The organism is Pantoea latae, from assembly GCF_002077695.1.
In the GTDB taxonomy this organism is placed as follows: domain Bacteria; phylum Pseudomonadota; class Gammaproteobacteria; order Enterobacterales; family Enterobacteriaceae; genus Pantoea; species Pantoea latae.
Genome location: NZ_MWUE01000033.1, coordinates 1 through 17,371, shown reverse-complemented (window position 1 = coordinate 17,371; position 17,371 = coordinate 1). Strand labels below are relative to the sequence as shown.

Here is a 17,371-nt window from a genome sequence, read left to right as displayed (position 1 = left end):
TAGCGTTTTTCATCTTAATCGACTCCATTATGCTGTTCCGCTTCGATTTAAAGGAAACGGATATGCAACTGATTTTTATTTTTCTGGTTATCGCTGGCGGCATGGGGCTGTCGGTCGAGGCGGGGCTGCTTGGGCCGCTGGGTCAGCAGGTTGGGGATCTCTGGGCGACCTTCAGCATTTTCGGCGTTGGCGCGGCGCTTACCTTTTTGCTGATGCTGTTTTTCAGCCCGCGTAACAGCCCGTCGTTTTTCGCGCAGCCAGGCTGGCAGCTGCTGGGCGGCATTTTAGGCCCGGGCTACGTGGTGATCCTGACGCTGGCGACGCCGGTAATCGGCATCGCCATGACGATGATCGGCATTCTGGCCGGCCAGGTGTTCAAAAGCCTGGTGATTGATCACTTTGGCCTGCTGGGGACACCGCATCGCAGAATCGACGGCAAACGCATTATCGCGCTGCTATTTATCATCATCGCGCTGGCGCTGGTAGCTAAGGGGTAATATGACTATTTTCATGATTTGTCTGGCGGTATTGGGCGGCGCGCTGTTGAGCATTCAGGCGGCGATCAACGGCCAGCTTGGGGCGAAAGTCGGGGTCTTCCGCTGCGCCTTTCTGACCTTCGCGCTCGGCGCGGTGGTGACCGCGCTGCTGATCTTCTTTTTTGCGCCGCCTCAGCCGCACAGCCTGCTGGACGTGCCGAAGTGGCAGCTGCTCGGCGCGCTGTGCGGCGTGCCCTATATCGTTATCATGGTGCTGGCGGTGCAGCGCATCGGCACGGCGGTGGCCACGGTGGCGGTGATCTTCGGCCAGCTGGCGATGAGCATGCTGATCGACAACTTCGGCTGGCTGGGCAATGCGGCGATCGCCTTTTCGCCGAGCCGTCTGGCGGCGGTGGTCTGTCTGGCGATTGCGCTGTTCTTTATCTACAGCAGCAATAAGCCCGCGCGCGCGTCGCGCTGATCGTCACGCCTGCGCGCTGGCGCAGGCGTTCGCTTCCCTCTCCGGCCGGTTTTCAAATAACTGTTAAACTTACTGTTTGTGTTTAACAGGGGGAAATATGAAATTAGGCTTCGCATGTAAATATCTGGATGGAGACGGCAAGCAACATTTCCCGTTTAAAAGCACCACCCGCACGCGCTTTCTGAGCCTGAAGCGGGCAGAGCAGATTACCCTGATCGCCTCTCTGGCGCGTCTGAACCTGACTAACCTGGCGGGTCTGCTGGAGGTGCTGGCGAACCAGCCGGAGACGCTGCGCATGATGCGTATCGGCAGCGATCTGCTGCCGCTCTATACCGTGCCCGAAGCCACGCCGCTCTATAACGAATTTCTGCCGGAACTCTATCCGCTGTTTGCGCACTGCGGCGCGCTGGCGCGTCAGCACAATATTCGCCTCTCATTCCATCCGGGACAATATTCGGTGCTGGCCTCCGATAATCCCGACGTGGTGCAGCGGGCAATTGAGGATGTGGAATACCATGCGCTCTGCGCCGTGCTGATGGGCTACGGCAAAAGTTTTCAAGACTTCAAAATCAATATTCATATGAATGGCAAAGGGGGATTTGATGGGTTTCGCCAGGCGTTCGGGCGGCTCACGCCGGAGGCACGCAGGATGCTGACGGTGGAAAACGACGAGATCTCCTGTTCGCTGGATGATGTGCTGCAGGCGCAAAAGCTCTGCCCCATCGTGCTGGATATTCATCACCACTGGGTGAAAGAGAACGCCTTTATTCAGCCCGACGACACGCGCATCGCCGCGATCCTCGACTCCTGGCGCGGCGTCCAGCCGGTGCTGCACTACTCGATTTCTCAGGAAGGATTGATACCGGAAAAGGGCTACCCCGATCAGAACAGCCTCGGCGTGGCAAAAACCAAACTGCGCGCCCACTCCGATTACTATTTCAACGCCACGCTGAACGACTGGGCGCTCTCATTCAGCGCCTTCGATATTATGTGCGAGGTGAAGATGAAGAACCTGGCCAGCCAGCGCCTTTATGATTATGCGCTGGCAGAGGCGGTTATTGATCCAGCCCCAGCTGAGCCGTGATGGCGCGCCGGTAGGGTGTGTCGATTTGCGCAGGCACCTGCCGGATATAGTCGCGGGCGTGGGCGGAGGCCTCGCCCGTGAGCTGTTCCAGATGGGCTATCGCCTGCGCTAGCGTGGGGATAAGCCCTTCGACGCTGCCGAATTTTGGCGGCAGCGCGGTCCAGATCAGCGCGTCAAGCTGGCGCTGACGGGCCCAGTCGGCCAGTATGCCCGGCGAGTGCGGGGTGACGGTGAGAATGCCGACGCCATCGACGCGCTCGTCGGGAATGCCTTCTCGCTCACGCAGCTGAATGCAGGCCTGTCCCAGCTCCTGGGTCGCCAGCCGCGCCCAGAGCACCGGCACTGGCGGCGCGTTGATGCAGAGCGCGGTCGCCAGTTCGCCGCCGTCGCTGGTGCGTGAGAATTCGATGGGAAGGGTGGGGCCATCCTGATGCCAGTTTCCCTCAACCGGCAGATCGCCCGGTTTCCAGATTAGCGAGCCCCAACCGAGACAGGCAATATGCATAGCACGTTCCTTAGGGAAATGGCGATCAGTGTTTGCGTTTGTCGCCGGGAACAGGCTCGCCCTTGAAATGATGTTCGCCATTATGTCGATCGCGCAGCGTCACGCGCGTCTGTCCGGTCTGGACATTAAGATTCTGTTGCACTTCATTAATGGCGCGCAGCAGTCCCTGCTGGCGATCTTCATCTTCTTCCTGTTCCGCCATGCGCTGCAGTGCGTCCATCAGCGCCCGGCTGGAAACGGCTTTACCTGACTGGAGCAGCGAGAGCATCGCTTCGCCAATCAGAATGTCGGTCAATCTTTCGTCATTGCTTTTATACATATCATTTACTCTGTGTCCCGCTGCACGCCCCTGACATCGGGGCAGGATTGAGGTGCGGTTGACTACAGAGAGAACCAGCGCACCTGGCTGGGGCCGGCACGGAGCCGGCGAAAACCTGCGTGAAGCTTAAGGCCGTGCCACAAAAACGGAAATCAAAATCGGGTATTAACGGCCCAGCAGCAAGCCGATCAGCTGTTGAAAATGTTTCTCTTCTTCAGCAGTTGAGGCGACTTCCAGTCGTCTTACCAGCTTAGTGCAGATACCTTTGCGGTTAACATTTTTACCTGCGCGGAGAAGCTCAACCACGATCTGGCCCAGCGTTTCCTGCTGTGAAGGCAGGCTGGCTTCGCGGAAGTAACGTGCGATATCTTCAGAAGAAGAGAGAAGGCTGCTGCTCTGACGCATAATTTTACCCCGAAATGAGTTAAACGATGATCAGTCAAAAATTGACAAGTTGTACATCGAAAGAGAACGTGTACAGAAATATGCAAAAAAATTGCATTAACGTTTTTGCAAAAAGTGCTCCCATATGAGAATTTTCCCGCTAAGCCTTTGTATCTGGGCCTGCACCAGCCAGAAATACCTGTATAGCTATACACTCTCTCTTGTACAACTTCCGTAAATATCATAGCCCCGCAGCAACCATTCTGCAGGGCCATTCTCGTTAAACCTGCGCCATACCGCCATCGACAAAGAGTTCTGCGGCGTTGATAAAGCTGGCGGCGTCAGAGGCGAGGAAGGCGACGACTTTGCCGATCTCTTCGGGTTCGCCCAGACGCCCCAGCGGCACCTGTGACGCCAGCGCGTCAAACAGACCCTGACGGCTCGCTTCGTCCACCAGCTCACCCAAGCCTGGCGTGCGGATCGGTCCGGGGCTGACCACGTTCACGCGGATGGCGCGCTCCTTCAAATCGAGCGCCCACGAGCGGGCGAAGTTGCGCACCGCCGCCTTGCTGGCGCTGTAGACGCTAAACCCGGCGGTGCCCTGCACCGAGGTGGTGGATGAGGTTAAGATCACCGACGCGCCGTCAACCAGCAGCGGCAGCGCCTTCTGCACGGTAAAAAGCACGCCGCGCACGTTGGTGGCGAAAATGCGGTCGAAATGCTCTTCGCTAATGGCGCCCAGCGGCTGCATATCGCCGCCGCCGGCGTTGGCGAACAGGATGTCGAGATGACCGGCGCTGCGCGCAATCTCCGCGTACACCTTGTCGAGATCGGCCAGCACCGAGGCGTCGGCGCGGATGGCGGTTGCGGCGGAGCCAATCAGCGCGACGGCGTCGTCCAGCGCATCCTGGCGGCGGCCGGTAATAAAGACGCGCGCCCCCTGTGCGGCGAGCTGCTGCGCCGATGCCAGGCCGATACCGCTGGTGCCGCCGGTAACCAGTGCGATTTTGCCATGAAGCGTCGTGGTCATGTTTTTTTCCTCTCAGTTGCGTCAGTAAAGCTGCAACGGTGTGCTGCAGCGCGTGAAGAGACTCTATCCTGTCCGCATTTACCGAAAAATCCTGTAAAATGGAAATCACTATTCCTGTGTGTGGATAATCTGGTAGGAGAGAAAACGGTGGATCAGCTGATGGCCATTCGCGCCTTTGCTCGCGTGGTAGAGGCAGGCAACTTTACCCGCGCGGCGGATTCGCTCGATATGCCGAACGCCACGCTCAGCAAACTGGTGCAGGATCTGGAGGCGCATCTGGGCATTCGCCTGCTGCAGCGCACCACGCGCCGCGTCACGGTGACCCCGGAAGGGCAGGCCTACTATGAGAAAACGCAGCGCATCCTGCGCGATCTGGAGGATATCGACGCCTCCTTTAACGCGGCGCGCGGCAAGCCTCACGGCACACTGCGCATTGACGTCGGCGGCTCGACCGCCAGCGACGTGCTGATCCCGGCGCTGCCCGATTTCATCGCGCGCTATCCCGATATTCGCCTCGATCTCGGCGTGGCGGACCGCGCCGTCGATCTGATTAGTGACAACGTAGACTGCGTGATACGCGGCGGCCCGCTCAACGACTCGTCGCTGATTGCCCGGCATATCGGCTATGCGACCCTGATCACCTGCGCGACGCCCGGCTATCTCAAACACTATGGCGTGCCCGCCTATCCTGATGAGCTAAAAAACGGCCATCGGCTGATCAGCTATCTTTCGCCGCAAACCGGGCGCGCGTTTCCTTTTCGCTTTGAGCGCGAGGGGGAAAAAAGTGAAATTAAGGCGGAGTATCGCGTCGGGGTGAACGAAAGCAACGCGCATCTGGCGGCGGCGCTGGCGGGGCTGGGGATAGTACAGACCTTTACCTACGCCACCGAACCCTATCTTCGTCGCGGCGAACTGGTGGAGATCCTGGTGCCGTGGCGGCCGGCGCGCTATCCGTTCCACGTGGTCTACCCGCAAAACCGCTACGTTACGCAGCGGCTGCGGGTATTTATTAGCTGGCTGCAGGAGATGTTTCCCGCGCGGGTCGATCCCTGAGCGTCGGCCGGCGCTCAGCGGCACTTACGCCAGCTTAATCAGGATCATGCCCGCCAGCAGCAGGCTCAGTCCCGCCCAGCCTCGGGCGTTGAGCCGCTGGCCAAACAGCACCCAGCCTGCGGCGACCGTCGCGGCGATGCCGAATCCGCCCCACAGCGCATAGGCGACCGAGAGGTCAATGCCTTTTACCGCCTGCGACAGGGCGCTAAACGCCAGCAGCACCGACGCCAGCGAAGCGATGCCCATTAACGGCCTCTTAAAGCCGTCGGAATATTTCAGGAAGATGTTGGCGGCGATCTCCAGCAAAATCGCCAGACCCAGCCAGAGCAAATGGGAGATTTCAGCTGCGGACATGCTGCGCCTCCTTTTTCTGCCGGGTGCCGGTTTTAATCAGCATAATGCCGATCACCAGCGTCGACAGTCCGGCGATTTTCATCGGCGACAAGGGTTCGCCGAACAGCTGCACGCTAAACAGCGTGATAATTAAAATACCGATACCTTCCCACAGGGCGTAGGCGACGCCCAGCGCAATCTTCTTCACGGCGAAACTCAGGAAAATATAGGAACAGGCGATCATCACCAGCATGATCCAGTATCCCGTCGCGCTCTCATCAACGCTGGACCATTTCATTGCCAGCGTGCCAATAATTTCGCTAAAAATAGCGAGTAATAATAAAACCCAGGCAAACATAACGTGCTCCTGATGCCACAACCTAACCGACCTGCACCAGACTGGCGCAAGGTGCTTTTTTCAAACGTTCAGGAGGCGGGGCTACAGGGCGCTGCGCCAGTGCTGGTCAGCGATATTCCAGACAGGAAGAGGGCAGGTAATTAATAAATGACGAGTCAGAGCTTTGCGCATAATTTACACAAGACATCCACGCTGTTGCTTCTCATCGGTGGACGGATTGTTCTCCAGTAACAGACACGGCGCAGTTATAGCATCTGCCTGTTGGTGTTTCAATGGCGATTAACGCTGATATTGATTTAACTCAAAGTGTATTATGTTGCTAAATGGCGCATCAGGATAAATGCTGTAATGCGTCATAGTTACAACATACTTTTAATTGAAACATTAACACTTCATCAGCATCCTACCTGACAAGGCCTGACAGACCCGATTTTATGTGACGTTGTCACAATAAAGCCGACAGGCGATTTCCGTCGCTGTCGGCCTCTGCGTCTTTACAGAATAAAACCGGCGGTAAGCTGATCGTTGCCGCTCTCATCCGGGATGTTGTACAGCGTCGCTTTGGCGGCCAGCAGCGGCTGGCCATCGCTGCCCGGCTTGTGAGACTCCACGTCGGTGATGTGATAGCCCACGGCGCCTGCCTCGCGCGCCTTCTGCGCGCAGGCCGCGTTTAGCTCTTCCATCGAGGTCGCCCAGCTCACTGAGGTGGTGCCGAAGGGCTGAATAGAGGCGATCTCGCGCTGTGAGAGGCCCGCGCGAATTAAAACAGGATTCACGCTCTGCGGAGAAAAGATAGATAACACATCCTGCACTAACTCTTTCATAAGCTGACTCCTTAAGGGAAATAACGCACGGTTAGCCGATCAAATATTGATGGCGACAAGCGTAATAAACAGCAGATGTTGTTATGCGTTTTAGCTTTAATTGCTAATGGGATGTTATAGAAATAAAGCCAGATAACTTAATGAAGGTTAAAGGAGGATATTTTCATTTGATTACATTCTGGCGGCGTTTGTCATGACCTCGCCAGCGTAGGGGAGAAGCGCCTCCGCGCAACGGCGGAGGCGTCAAAGAGGGCGTTACCAGCCTTTGATAATATCGCCTTTATAAATTTCATTGGCTTTATCCAGCACTTCCTGCGAGCGGAAGGCCTCTTTCAGCTTCTGAATATTCGGGCTCTCTTTATTATCTTCGCGCGCGACGATGGCGTTAACGTAGGGCGATGCTTTGCCCTCCATAAACATGCCGTCACGTGAGGCGGAAAGATTCGCCAGCGCGGCGAAATTATTGTTGATAATCGAAACGTAAACCTGCGGGTCATCCAGCGTGCGCGCCAGCTGCGGCGTGTCCACCTCGACAAACTTCAGGTTTTTCGGGTTGGCGGTGATATCCAGCGTGGTCGGCAGCAGGCCCGCTTCCGGTTTCACCTTGATCAGCCCCTGCGCCTGCAGCAGCAGCAGGCTGCGGCCCAGCGTGGTGGCTTCGTTGGAGATGGTAATGGTGGCGCCGTCCGGCAGCGCGTCCAGCGACTTGATCTTGCGCGAGTAGCCGGCAATCGGGAAGACGAAGGTGTTGGTGATCACGGCGAAATGGTAGCCGCGCTCTTTAGACTGCATCTCCAGATAGGGCAGGCTCTGGAAGGCGTTGGCGTCGACATCTTTATTAAACAGCGCTTCGTTCGGCTGCACATAATCGTTGAAGGCCACGACCTCGACATCCAGATGATATTTATCATGCGCCACCTGTTTGACGGTGTCCCATAAGGTCTGGTCTGGTCCGGTGTTGATCGCGACTTTGATTTTGCTGTCGTCGTCTTTATTACAGGCGCTGAGCAGCGTCACAGAGGCCGCCAGCAGAAGAGAAAGCACTTTTTTGTTCATAACCCGATCCCTTTTGTCGTAGGGAACGCACTATAATCTACATCTAGACGTCTGTACATCCATAACGGCGCGTTTGCGGCTTTTTTGCGCGTCTCATTTGAGACCCGCTTCGGCATGAAGCGGGTCGGGGCAAGGCAGTTACAGCGACTGCAAGAAGCTCAGCAGATCTTCATTCAGCTGGTCCTGATGGGTCACGGCGAAACCGTGCGGCGCGTTGTCGTAGACTTTCAGGATGGCGTTGGGGATGCTCTCTGCCGCCACCTTGCCGGTGGTGGCAAACGGCACCACCTGATCGTTGCTGCCGTGTATCACCAGCGTCGGCACGTCGACTTTCGCCACGTCCGGGCGGAAGTCGGTTTGCGAGAAGGCGGTGACGCAGTCAATGGTGCCTTTCAGCGACGCCAGCAGCGCGATGTTCAGCGTCTGGGTCAGCACGCCCTGCGACACGGTTTGACCGGCGTTGGTGCCGTAAAACGGCACGGCGAAATCGCTGATAAACTGCGCGCGATCTTTACGCAGACCTGCCTCAATGCCTTCAAACACCGAGGCGTCGACGCCCTGCGGATAGTCCGCCGCCTTGCCGAAGATCGGCGTAACGGCGCCGAGCAGTACCAGGCCCGCCACGCGGGCGCTGCCGTAGCGGCCGATATAGCGCGTCACGTCGCCGCCGCCCATCGAGAAGCCGACCAGCGTCACCTCCTGCAGATCCAGCGCGGTGATCAGGTCATTGATATCCGAGGCGAAGGTGTCATAGTCGTAGCCTGTCCAGGGCTGATCCGAGCGGCCAAAGCCGCGGCGGTCAAAGGCGATAACGCGGTAGCCGCGCTCCGCCAGATAGTTAAGCTGGCTGTCCCACATATCGGCGTCCAGCGGCCAGCCGTGGCTGAACAGAACCGGTTTGCCCGTGCCCCAGTCTTTAAAGTAGATCTGTGTACCATCGGCAGTCGTAATTGTGCTCATTCTCTTTTCCTTGCAGTAGTAAGAAACAGATGCGAAACGGGAAGCGACCGCCGCAGCGCGCGCTTCAGGGAGGGTGAGTCAGTGGCGGGATTATGGTCAGCGCCTCAGCGCAGCGTCTAGTTATACAAACGTATAGTTATACCTGTAGATAATAGGCGGGGAGCGAAAAGACTCGTACACTGCAGGCAGACTGGTTACCGGTCGCTTCGCCGTTTCTGAAGAGCGAGCCTGTCATCAGGCCAGCCACATCAGGCAGCAATAAAACCAGCAGAAGGCATCTGTAAACATGCCTGAGGAAAAGAGCATGACGCTGCCGCAGCGTATTGTAATTGTCGACGACGAGCGCGCCGTGCGGCAGGGGTTAAGCAACTTATTGCAGTCAGCGGGCTACGCCGCCGACTGTTACGCCTCTGGCGAGTCGCTGCTGGAAAACGACGCGGTTTTACGCAGCGCAGCGATGCTGATCGTGGATGTCAGACTGACGGGCATGAGCGGCTTCGAGCTGGTGGCCGCGCTGAAAAAAAGGGGCGCGCCGCCGCCGGTGCTGTTTATCTCTGCCGATGCGGAAGAGAGCGTGCTGTGGCAGGCGATCTCGCTGGGTGCGATCACCTTTATGCATAAGCCGCTGGATGTAGACGGGCTTCTCGAGCTGATTCATCGCGAACTTGCGGAGAACAGACGTTAATGAGCATGGTTTCTGTTATGCCGGACGATGCCGACGGCGAGAGCATCACCCTGGCGGCCGATAGCCACTTTACGCCGCTGGCGCACGACGGCCCGCTGATTTGGTTACACTGTCACCAGCCGCAGGATGAGGCGCGGCTGCTGCTGACCGCCAGCAGCGACGACGGTGCCTTTCAGACCACCCAGTGGCTGAAAAACGAGCAAAGCCTGGCTTCGCGCCTCTGTGCAAGCTGGGCGATCAAGCCGCTCGGTCACACCCGCTATCGTAACCGCTATGCGCTGCTCTATCCCTCCTTCGCGTTTACGCCGCTTGCCGACCTTATCACTACCCCCGACGCAGACATCGCGCGCTTTCTGCAGCGCGCCGTTAGCCTGGCGCTCGTGCTGAGCCAGGCGCACCGGCAGGGGATCGTTCACGGCGATATCCAGCCCAGGCGCTTTGTCCTTAACGCCGCCGATGAATCCGTGCGCCTCGGCGGGTTCGGTCTGGCGCTGGCTAACGCCGATGTCGCCGCCAGAGGCGCCTGGCCGGTGTCAGCCGAGGCGCTGCCCTATATGTCGCCCGAGCACACCGGGCGCACGCCGCATGGCGTGAACAGCCTGAGCGATCTCTACAGTCTCGGCGTGGTGCTCTACCAGCTGCTGACCGGCAGGCTGCCGTTCGGCACGCCGGACGCCACGCCGGCCGACTGGATCCATCATCATATCGCCTCCGCGCCGCGGCCGCCGACAGCAGGCAACCTGACGGTGCCGCCGATGCTCGCCGATATTCTGCTGCGGCTGCTGGCGAAGTCGCCGGTCAACCGCTATCAGACCATCGATGGGCTGCTGGCGGATCTGCGCCGCTGTCAGGCGACGCTGACGCGCGACAATACCATCGCGCCCTTTACGCCGGGTCTGCAGGAGAGCTTTACCGCCAGCTATCGCGCGGAAACGCTCTATACCGACCATGCGCAGGCGCAGCTGCTGCTCAGCGCCGCCGAAGAGACGGCGCGCAGCGGCACCCATAGTCTGGTGGTGATTAGCGGCGCGCCAGGAGCGGGCAAATCAGCCATCCTCGCGTCGGCGTTGAAAACCCTGCAGCACAAAAATCTGCTGCTGACGCTGGCAAAGGCGGATCGCCACGCCACGGTCGGATCCTATGGGGTGCTGACCGCCGCGTTTCGCGCCGTTACCCTTTATCTGCTCGGCCTGTCAGCGGCGGAGATGCTTGCCTGGCGCACGCGCCTGCTGCAGACGCTGGGCGAATATGCCGGGCTGGCGGTGGAGCTGGTGCCGGAGCTGAAACAGCTGCTAAACGTGCCGCCGCAGGCGATCGGCAGAGCCAACGCGCTCGACTCACGCGCGCGCTTTAGCCAGATGGCCTGCACGCTGGTCAGCGCGCTCGCCATGCCGGGCCGGCCGCTGGTAATGCTGCTCGACGACGTGCAGTGGGCCGATCAGGCGAGCCTGCGCCTGCTGGAAAATCTCTTTCTGCGCAGCGAGCATCTGCCCTTTATGCTGGTGCTGGCCCATCGCGCTACAGATGCGCCGCCTGACGACTCGCTGACCGAGTTTCTCGCGCGTATCCGCACCTCGGCGGCGCGAGTAAGCGATATCGCGCCCAACCCGCTGACGGCGAAGGCGATCGCGCGCTGGCTGGCGGAGCGGCTGCACGCGCGGCCCGGCGAAACCAGCGAGCTGGCGGCGCTGGTCCATGAGAAAACCGGCGGCAATCCGCTTTTCGTACGCAACTTTTTCCGTCAGGCGCTGGAGGAGCAGCTGATCGTGCCGGCGAGATATCCGCAGCGCTGGCATTACGATCGCGCGGCGCTGGCGACGCGCGCCTGCACCGAGAACGTGGCGAGCCTGGTGGTGAGGCAGCTGGCGCAATTGCCTGTCGCGACGCGTCTGCTGCTGGGCCATCTTGCCTGCCTGGGCAGCCGCGGCGAGCTGACGCTGCTGAGCGATATTCTGCAGCTCGGCGTGGAGCCGATAACACAGAAGCTGGCGCCCGCCATCGCCGGGAAATTCATTACCCTGGCGCAGACCCACTACGCCTTTACCCATGACCGCGTGCACGACGCGGCGTTTTCGCTGGTCACCAGCGATCAGACGCTGCGGCTGCACCAGCAGGCCGCCTGTTTGCTGGCCAGTGCGGCCGACCGCGCGACCGGCAACGAGACGCTGTTTCGCGCGGTCCACCATATCGCCCGCAGTGCGGACGCGCCGCTGACCTCGACCCAGGCGCGCCGCTACGGCCAGCTCAGCCTGCGCGCCGCGCGGCGCGCCAAAGGCACCGGGGACTATATTTCCGCGCTGCGCTACCTGACCACCGCGCGTCGCTTTATCGATGCCCGACACGGCTTTACGCTGGCGCTGGAAGAGGCGGAGTGCGAGTTTCTGCAGGGCAATTTGACGCGCGCCCAGCAGCTCTGCACCACGCTGATCGCCATGCCCGGCGCGCTGGGGGAGAAATCGGCCGCCGCCTGCCTGTCGGCAGAAATTCATATGCGTCAGTCCGACAACCATCTGGCACTGGAGACGGCGCTCGCCTGGCTGGCGGTGTTCGGCATTCACTTTAACCGCTATCCAGACGAGGCGGCGTGCGACGCGGCGTTTCAGGCGGTCAGACAGCGGCTGGGCGACGCGCCGGAGCGCCTTTTCAGTTCACTGCCGCTGATCCAGGATATTGAAAAAGAGTCGGTGCTGAACCTGATCGCCAGCACCATCTTCGCCTCCTCCTACGACTGCCCGCAGCTGCACCTGCTGCTGTCGTGCAAAATCATTGAGATTACGCTGGATCACGGCCTGACCGGCGCATCGGCTTTTGGGCTCGCCTGGTTTAGCGTGCTGATTAGCGATCGCTATCAGGCGCATCAGCTGGCGTTTCGCTGCGGGCAGCTCGCAAATACGCTGACGCAGCAGCATGACTTTACCCGCTTTAAGGCGCGCACCCTGCTGCCGCTTGATCAGGTGGCGATCTGGACGCAGCCGCTCGCCAGCGCCATCGGCTACGCCAGAGAGACCTTTCGCGTGGCGGTGGCGCAGGGCGACAGCTCGTTCGCCTGTCTTGCGCTGCGCCATCAGATAATGAATATGCTGACGCGCGGCGATCATCTCGACGCGGTGCTGATCTCGCTGGATCGCGGGCTCGCCTTTACGCGCAAAGCATTCTATCCCGACGTCGAAAACGTGCTGCTGATGCAGAAGCGGTTTGTGAGCCAGCTGCGCAGCAGCAACAGCCGCCACGCCAGCGAACCGCCGCCGCTCACCGGCAGCGAGCCGGGCCTGACCTCGGGCCCGAAAGCGATGGTGCAGTTCTGGAACTGGCTCTACCGCGGCATGACGCACTTCTACGCGGAGGAGTATCTCAGCGCGCTGCGCTGCTTCAGCCAGGCCGAACGGCTGGAAAGCGCGGTGCCGGGCTATATCTACCTGCTGGATCTCTGCTTTTACGGCGCGCTGTCGATTTCGCTGCCGCTCAGTGCCCACAGCTGCGCGCCTGACTCGGTGCGTGAGCTGCGGCGGCGGCTGGAGAGGGTAGCGCGCTGGGGGGCGCTCAATCCGGCGCTTTTTGCCGATAAGGCGGCGCTGCTGCAGGCGGAGCTGGCGCGGCTGGAGGGCGATGTCGGCGCCGCGCTGGTGCAGTATGAAAAAGCGATCGCGCTGTCGGCAGGAGAGAGCTACGCCCATATTAACGCGCTGGCGCACGAACTGGCGGGACGCTGCGCCCGAGCCGCCCAGATGGAGGTCACCGCGGACGGCTTTATGCGCAACGCGATCGCCGGCTGGGATAACTGGGGCGCGGCGGCGCGGGCGCGTCTCATCGAACAGCACTATCCGCACCTGGCGACCTCGGGGCCGCACAACGCCTTCGCCGCTTTCTCCCTGACTCAGGATGAAACCCTGCGCGATCTGGAGAGCATGGTGACCGCCGTGCGCGCGCTGACGGAAGAGATTAACCTGGACCGCCTGATCCATATCCTGATGCGCATGCTGCTGGAGCGAGCAGGGGCGCAGCGCTGTTTGCTGATCCGCATCCTTGAGGGCAACATTCCGCAAACCGAAGCGGCGGCGGAGACCACCGCCGACGGCATTCGGGTCAATATCGCCGCGCGCCGTCCGCAGGCGGACGATCTGCCGCTGTCGGTGCTCTCGGCGGTGATCCGCACCGGCAAAGAGATCCGCACCGGACAGCCAGAAGACTACAGCCCCTTTAGCCAGGATCCCTATCTGGTGGCGTCCGGCGCCGCCGTGATGTGCGTGCCGATGTACAAGCAGGCCAGGCTGGTGGGGGTACTGTTTCTGGAGAACCGCCTGATGCCGGACGCCTTCACCGCCGAGCACTCGCACATCGTCAAGCTGCTGGGCGCGCAGGCGGCGGTGTCGCTGGAAACTGCACGTCTCTACGCCGAGCTGCTGGAGGAGAACATCCAGCGGCGGCGCGTCGAGAAAGAGCTGCGTGACAGCCAGCAGTCGCTGATGCTGGGCGAAAAGATCAGCCACACCGGCACCTGGCACTGGCATCTGGAGCAGGACATCATGCTGCTTTCCGAGGAGTACACGCGCATCCTGGGGCTACCCGCCGGGCAAAAACAGCTGTCGATGGCGGACTTTATGACGCGCGTCCATCCTGACGACGCGCCATGCATCCACGAGCTGGTGGCGCTCAGCGTTAGCAAAGGCGCGCCGATGCAGGCGGAATTCCGCATTATGCGCCCGGACGGCGAGGTTCGTTACATCAAGGGCATTGGCGAGCCGGTGGCCAACTGGCCGGAGCTGAAAGAGTATTTCGGCACCATCAGCGACATTACCGCCCAGCGCGAATCTGAGGACGCGGCGCGCATTGCACAGGCGGAACTGGCGCGCGTCACGCGCGTTACCACCGTCGGCCAGCTGACGGCGTCCATTGCCCATGAGATCAACCAGCCGCTGATGTCGATTGTCGCTAACGCCGGCGCCGGGATCCGCTGGCTCAGCCGGGGCGCGGAGGCGGCTGAACAGGTGCGGCTCAGTTTCGAAGAGATTGTCGGCGAAGGCAAACGCGCCGGCGAGATTATTCACGGCCTGCAGGCGCTGACGCGCAACCATCAGCCGGTGTTCAACAGTGAAAATATGCATCGCATCGCGCACCATATTATCTCGCTGTCGCGCAGCGAGCTGGAGCGGCATCAGGTTACGGTGGAGTATGCGTTCGAGGCGCGCAACGCGCAGATTTTCTGCGACACCATTCAAATCCAGCAGGTGCTGCTGAACCTGATCGTCAACGCGCTGGACGCGATGAGCGCCGTCAGCGATCGTCCGCGCCATCTGACCCTGAGTTCGTCCAATCCCGACGCGCAGACGCTTGCCTTCTCCGTCGCCGATAGCGGCACGGGCATGAGCGACGCGGTGCTGGAAAAGGTGTTCGACTCGTTTTACACCACCAAAGCCACCGGCATGGGCATGGGGCTGGCGATTAGCCAGGGCATTATCAAACGGCATCAGGGCAGGCTGACCGCCAGGCGCGCCGCGCCGCACGGCAGCCTGTTTCAGTTTACGCTGCCGGTAGAGCAGTAGCGCGCCGCTACTTCAACAGCGCCAGCCGCTCGGCGACTCGCACCAGTTCCGGCACCGAGCGTGCGCCCATTTTTTCCATCACCCGGCGTTTGTGCACTTTGGCGGTGATCTCGCTGACGCCGAGTTCAGCGGCGATCTGCTTGTTGAGCAGACCGCGCGCCGCCAGCAGCATCACCTCCGACTCGCGCGGCGTCAGCGACTGATAGCGCTGGGTCGCGTCGCGCTTTTCGCTGGCGCGCGCCAGCTGCCGTTGCGAGGCGCCCAGCGCGTCGGTCACCGCCTGCAGCAGCGTATCCGGCGCAACTGGCTTGGTGAGAAACTCCCAGGCGCCCGCTTTCATCGCCTTGACGCTAATGGGAATAGTGCCGAAGCCGGTAAGAAAGATGGCGGGAATAGTAAAGCCGCGCTCGCGCAGCCGCTGCGTCACTTCAAGGCCGTTCATGCCCGGCATATTCAGGTCGAGGATCAAACAGGAGGGGGCGCTGAAGTCAGGCTGGGCCAGAAAGGCCTGCGGAGAGGTAAACGCGGCGACGCTAAAGCCTGCCGAACTGAGCAGGTTGTTTACCGCAGCGATAATCGATGTGTCATCGTCTAAAAGATAGACAGTATCAACCATAACGAGGCTCGTTTATCCGGCGCGCCAGGCGCTTAAGTTATTGATAACGAAATTACATTGATATCGTTGCAGCGCAAAATGCTCTTTGTAAAAAATAAATAACATATGTATCAATATGTAATATTTTCGCCCGCTTTTATGCGCTTAACGGCACTGTCTGATTGCGATTTACCTGATTTAACCCGCTTTCTGTGAGTTTCGCCTCGTCTGCGACCACGCGGGCCGCGCACGCTGTTTTCGGAGTATCGCCAGCGGCGCAAACGGCACCATTTTCACTCCAGCAGTGAAAGTGCTGCTGCCGCCAGCGGCTTTTTCACCCGGCTCAGGCCGCCTATCCTGTTATCAACCCGCTGCTATTTTTCATTACTGATACAGGAAATTTTTATGAAAGCTATCGTTTACAGTCAGAACGGCCTGCCCATCGCCGATGCGCAATCCCTTTATGAAACCACGCTGACAAAGCCGCAGCCTGGCCCGCACGATCTGCTGGTGAAAATCGCCGCGATTGCCGTTAATCCGGTCGACACCAAAGTGCGCGCCGGCGCGCCCACCAGCGAGCCGCGCATTTTAGGCTGGGACGCGGTGGGCACCGTGGAAGCAACAGGCGAGAGCGTGACCCTGTTTAAGCCGGGCGACGCGGTCTATTACGCCGGCGCCATCGATCGCCCTGGCTCCTATGCGGAATATGGCCTGGTCGATGAGCGCATCGCCGGGCATAAGCCCGCGACCCTGAGCGACAGCGACGCCGCCGCGCTGCCGCTGACCTCGCTGACCGCCTGGGAGCTGCTGTTTGATCGGCTGGAAGTTAAAGAGGATGAAGAGGCGGCGCTGCTGATTATCGGCGCGGGCGGCGGCGTTGGATCGATTCTGACCCAGCTGGCGCGCAAGTTGACTCGCCTGCGCGTCATCGCCACCGCGTCACGCCCGGAAACCGCCGACTGGGTGCGCGAACTGGGCGCACACGACGTGATCGATCATTCGCGACCGCTGACGGAAGGGCTGCGCGACATCGGCGTTGAGAACGTACGCTACGTCGCCAGCCTGACGCACACCGACAAGCACTATCAGCAAATTGTCGAAGCGCTGGCGCCGCAGGGTCGGCTGGCGTTGATTGACGACCCGGAATCCCTCGACGCGATGCCGCTGAAGCGCAAAGCCATCTCGCTGCACTGGGAGCTGATGTTCACCCGTTCGCTGTTCCAGACGCCCGATATGGCGCGCCAGCATGAAATTCTCGAGGCGGTGCGCCGCCTGATCGACGACGGCACGCTACGCACCACCAAAGGCGAGCACTACGGCGTTATCAATGCAGAAAACCTGCGCCGCGCCCATGCGCTGATCGAAAGCCATCAGGCGCGCGGTAAAATTGTGCTGGAAGGGTTTTAATCCCGCGCGTCGACGCTGAGTCTTACTCAGATCTCTTGCCCCGCTAAACCCGGTTTATTGCCTGATGTTTGTCAGTTAAGCATGGGGTGCTAACGCAGGCTGATACCGCTCAGGGGCGGGCGGTCCTCGCGCCGCTGACGCGGTACCTTCACGCCATTCGCCTGCCTGACGGACCGGTGGGGATGGAACATCCCTGTTCCAGCCCCACCTTTCGCCCGCTTCCCTGCGGGCTCTCCTGGCAGACTCATTCTGTTCAGCGCTGCGAAATGCCCGCCCCTGAG

The 17,371-nt window shown here is 60.2% G+C and carries 17 protein-coding genes; 7 read left to right on the top strand and 10 right to left on the bottom strand.

The genetic code is table 11. The features are described from left to right. Nucleotides 1-62 precede the first annotated feature (62 nt). From B2J69_RS19895 to B2J69_RS19885, 3 genes are all read left to right on the top strand, one after another. The gene (locus B2J69_RS19895; RefSeq protein ID WP_081141564.1) at nt 63-497 is read left to right on the top strand and encodes a DMT family transporter; all 435 of its coding nucleotides are present in this window, start codon (nt 63-65) and stop codon (nt 495-497) included. Nucleotide 498: 1 nt separating this feature from the next. After that, complete coding sequence (locus B2J69_RS19890) at nt 499-957, top strand: DMT family transporter (RefSeq protein WP_081141561.1); 459 nt, start codon at nt 499-501, stop codon at nt 955-957. Nucleotides 958-1,054: 97 nt separating this feature from the next. Beyond that, nucleotides 1,055-2,041, top strand: coding sequence for an apurinic/apyrimidinic endonuclease family protein (locus B2J69_RS19885; protein WP_081141555.1), 987 nt, complete (start codon nt 1,055-1,057; stop codon nt 2,039-2,041). Here the strand turns inward: B2J69_RS19885 and B2J69_RS19880 are convergent. From B2J69_RS19880 to B2J69_RS19865, 4 genes are all read right to left on the bottom strand, one after another. Further along, nucleotides 2,013-2,546 (bottom strand): hypothetical protein, encoded by a 534-nt coding sequence (locus tag B2J69_RS19880; protein WP_081141552.1) that lies wholly within the window; start codon nt 2,544-2,546, stop codon nt 2,013-2,015. The two genes, B2J69_RS19885 and B2J69_RS19880, sit on opposite strands and share 29 nt — an antisense overlap. 25 nt (nt 2,547-2,571) lie before the next feature. Beyond that, nucleotides 2,572-2,865: a hypothetical protein gene (locus B2J69_RS19875; protein WP_081141549.1), complete on the bottom strand. Its 294-nt coding sequence runs from the start codon at nt 2,863-2,865 to the stop codon at nt 2,572-2,574. A gap of 165 nt (nt 2,866-3,030) precedes the next feature. Beyond that, nucleotides 3,031-3,270, bottom strand: coding sequence for a regulatory protein YcgZ (gene ycgZ, locus B2J69_RS19870; RefSeq protein ID WP_081141546.1), 240 nt, complete (start codon nt 3,268-3,270; stop codon nt 3,031-3,033). A gap of 259 nt (nt 3,271-3,529) precedes the next feature. Beyond that, nucleotides 3,530-4,279 (bottom strand): SDR family oxidoreductase, encoded by a 750-nt coding sequence (locus B2J69_RS19865; protein WP_081141543.1) that lies wholly within the window; start codon nt 4,277-4,279, stop codon nt 3,530-3,532. 147 nt (nt 4,280-4,426) lie between these two features. Between B2J69_RS19865 and B2J69_RS19860 the strand changes: the two genes are divergently transcribed. After that, entirely contained in the window at nt 4,427-5,332 is a 906-nt protein-coding gene (locus B2J69_RS19860) for a LysR family transcriptional regulator (protein WP_081142227.1), read from the top strand. A gap of 24 nt (nt 5,333-5,356) precedes the next feature. Here B2J69_RS19860 and mdtI read toward each other — a convergent pair whose 3' ends face one another. The 5 genes from mdtI to B2J69_RS19835 all read right to left on the bottom strand — a co-directional run bounded on the left by mdtI (nt 5,357) and on the right by B2J69_RS19835 (nt 8,863). Continuing rightward, nucleotides 5,357-5,686 (bottom strand): multidrug/spermidine efflux SMR transporter subunit MdtI, encoded by a 330-nt coding sequence (gene mdtI, locus B2J69_RS19855; protein WP_081141540.1) that lies wholly within the window; start codon nt 5,684-5,686, stop codon nt 5,357-5,359. Then, a complete protein-coding gene (gene mdtJ, locus B2J69_RS19850) occupies nt 5,673-6,023 on the bottom strand; it encodes a multidrug/spermidine efflux SMR transporter subunit MdtJ (protein ID WP_081141537.1) in 351 nt (116 codons plus the stop codon). Before mdtJ ends, mdtI begins: the two co-directional genes overlap by 14 nt. A gap of 494 nt (nt 6,024-6,517) precedes the next feature. Then, nucleotides 6,518-6,847 (bottom strand): YdgH/BhsA/McbA family protein, encoded by a 330-nt coding sequence (locus B2J69_RS19845; protein ID WP_081141534.1) that lies wholly within the window; start codon nt 6,845-6,847, stop codon nt 6,518-6,520. Between the two features lie 255 nt (nt 6,848-7,102). Continuing rightward, nucleotides 7,103-7,903 carry a MetQ/NlpA family ABC transporter substrate-binding protein gene (locus B2J69_RS19840; RefSeq protein ID WP_081141530.1) on the bottom strand — a complete coding sequence of 267 codons (801 nt, stop codon included), beginning with the start codon at nt 7,901-7,903 and terminating at the stop codon, nt 7,103-7,105. Nucleotides 7,904-8,041: 138 nt separating this feature from the next. Then, nucleotides 8,042-8,863 carry an alpha/beta fold hydrolase gene (locus B2J69_RS19835; protein ID WP_081141529.1) on the bottom strand — a complete coding sequence of 274 codons (822 nt, stop codon included), beginning with the start codon at nt 8,861-8,863 and terminating at the stop codon, nt 8,042-8,044. 304 nt (nt 8,864-9,167) lie between these two features. Between B2J69_RS19835 and B2J69_RS19830 the strand changes: the two genes are divergently transcribed. Then, nucleotides 9,168-9,548, top strand: coding sequence for a response regulator transcription factor (locus tag B2J69_RS19830; RefSeq protein WP_081141528.1), 381 nt, complete (start codon nt 9,168-9,170; stop codon nt 9,546-9,548). Continuing rightward, nucleotides 9,548-15,088: a trifunctional serine/threonine-protein kinase/ATP-binding protein/sensor histidine kinase gene (locus B2J69_RS19825; RefSeq protein WP_081141527.1), complete on the top strand. Its 5,541-nt coding sequence runs from the start codon at nt 9,548-9,550 to the stop codon at nt 15,086-15,088. The genes B2J69_RS19830 and B2J69_RS19825 overlap by 1 nt, the downstream gene beginning before the upstream one ends. A 7-nt stretch (nt 15,089-15,095) precedes the next feature. Here the strand turns inward: B2J69_RS19825 and B2J69_RS19820 are convergent, their stop codons facing one another. After that, the gene (locus B2J69_RS19820; RefSeq protein WP_081141526.1) at nt 15,096-15,704 is read right to left on the bottom strand and encodes a response regulator transcription factor; all 609 of its coding nucleotides are present in this window, start codon (nt 15,702-15,704) and stop codon (nt 15,096-15,098) included. 384 nt (nt 15,705-16,088) lie between these two features. Between B2J69_RS19820 and B2J69_RS19815 the strand changes: the two genes are divergently transcribed. Continuing rightward, the gene (locus tag B2J69_RS19815) at nt 16,089-17,090 is read left to right on the top strand and encodes a zinc-binding alcohol dehydrogenase family protein (RefSeq protein ID WP_081141525.1); all 1,002 of its coding nucleotides are present in this window, start codon (nt 16,089-16,091) and stop codon (nt 17,088-17,090) included. The last annotated feature ends 281 nt before the right edge of the window (nt 17,091-17,371 follow it).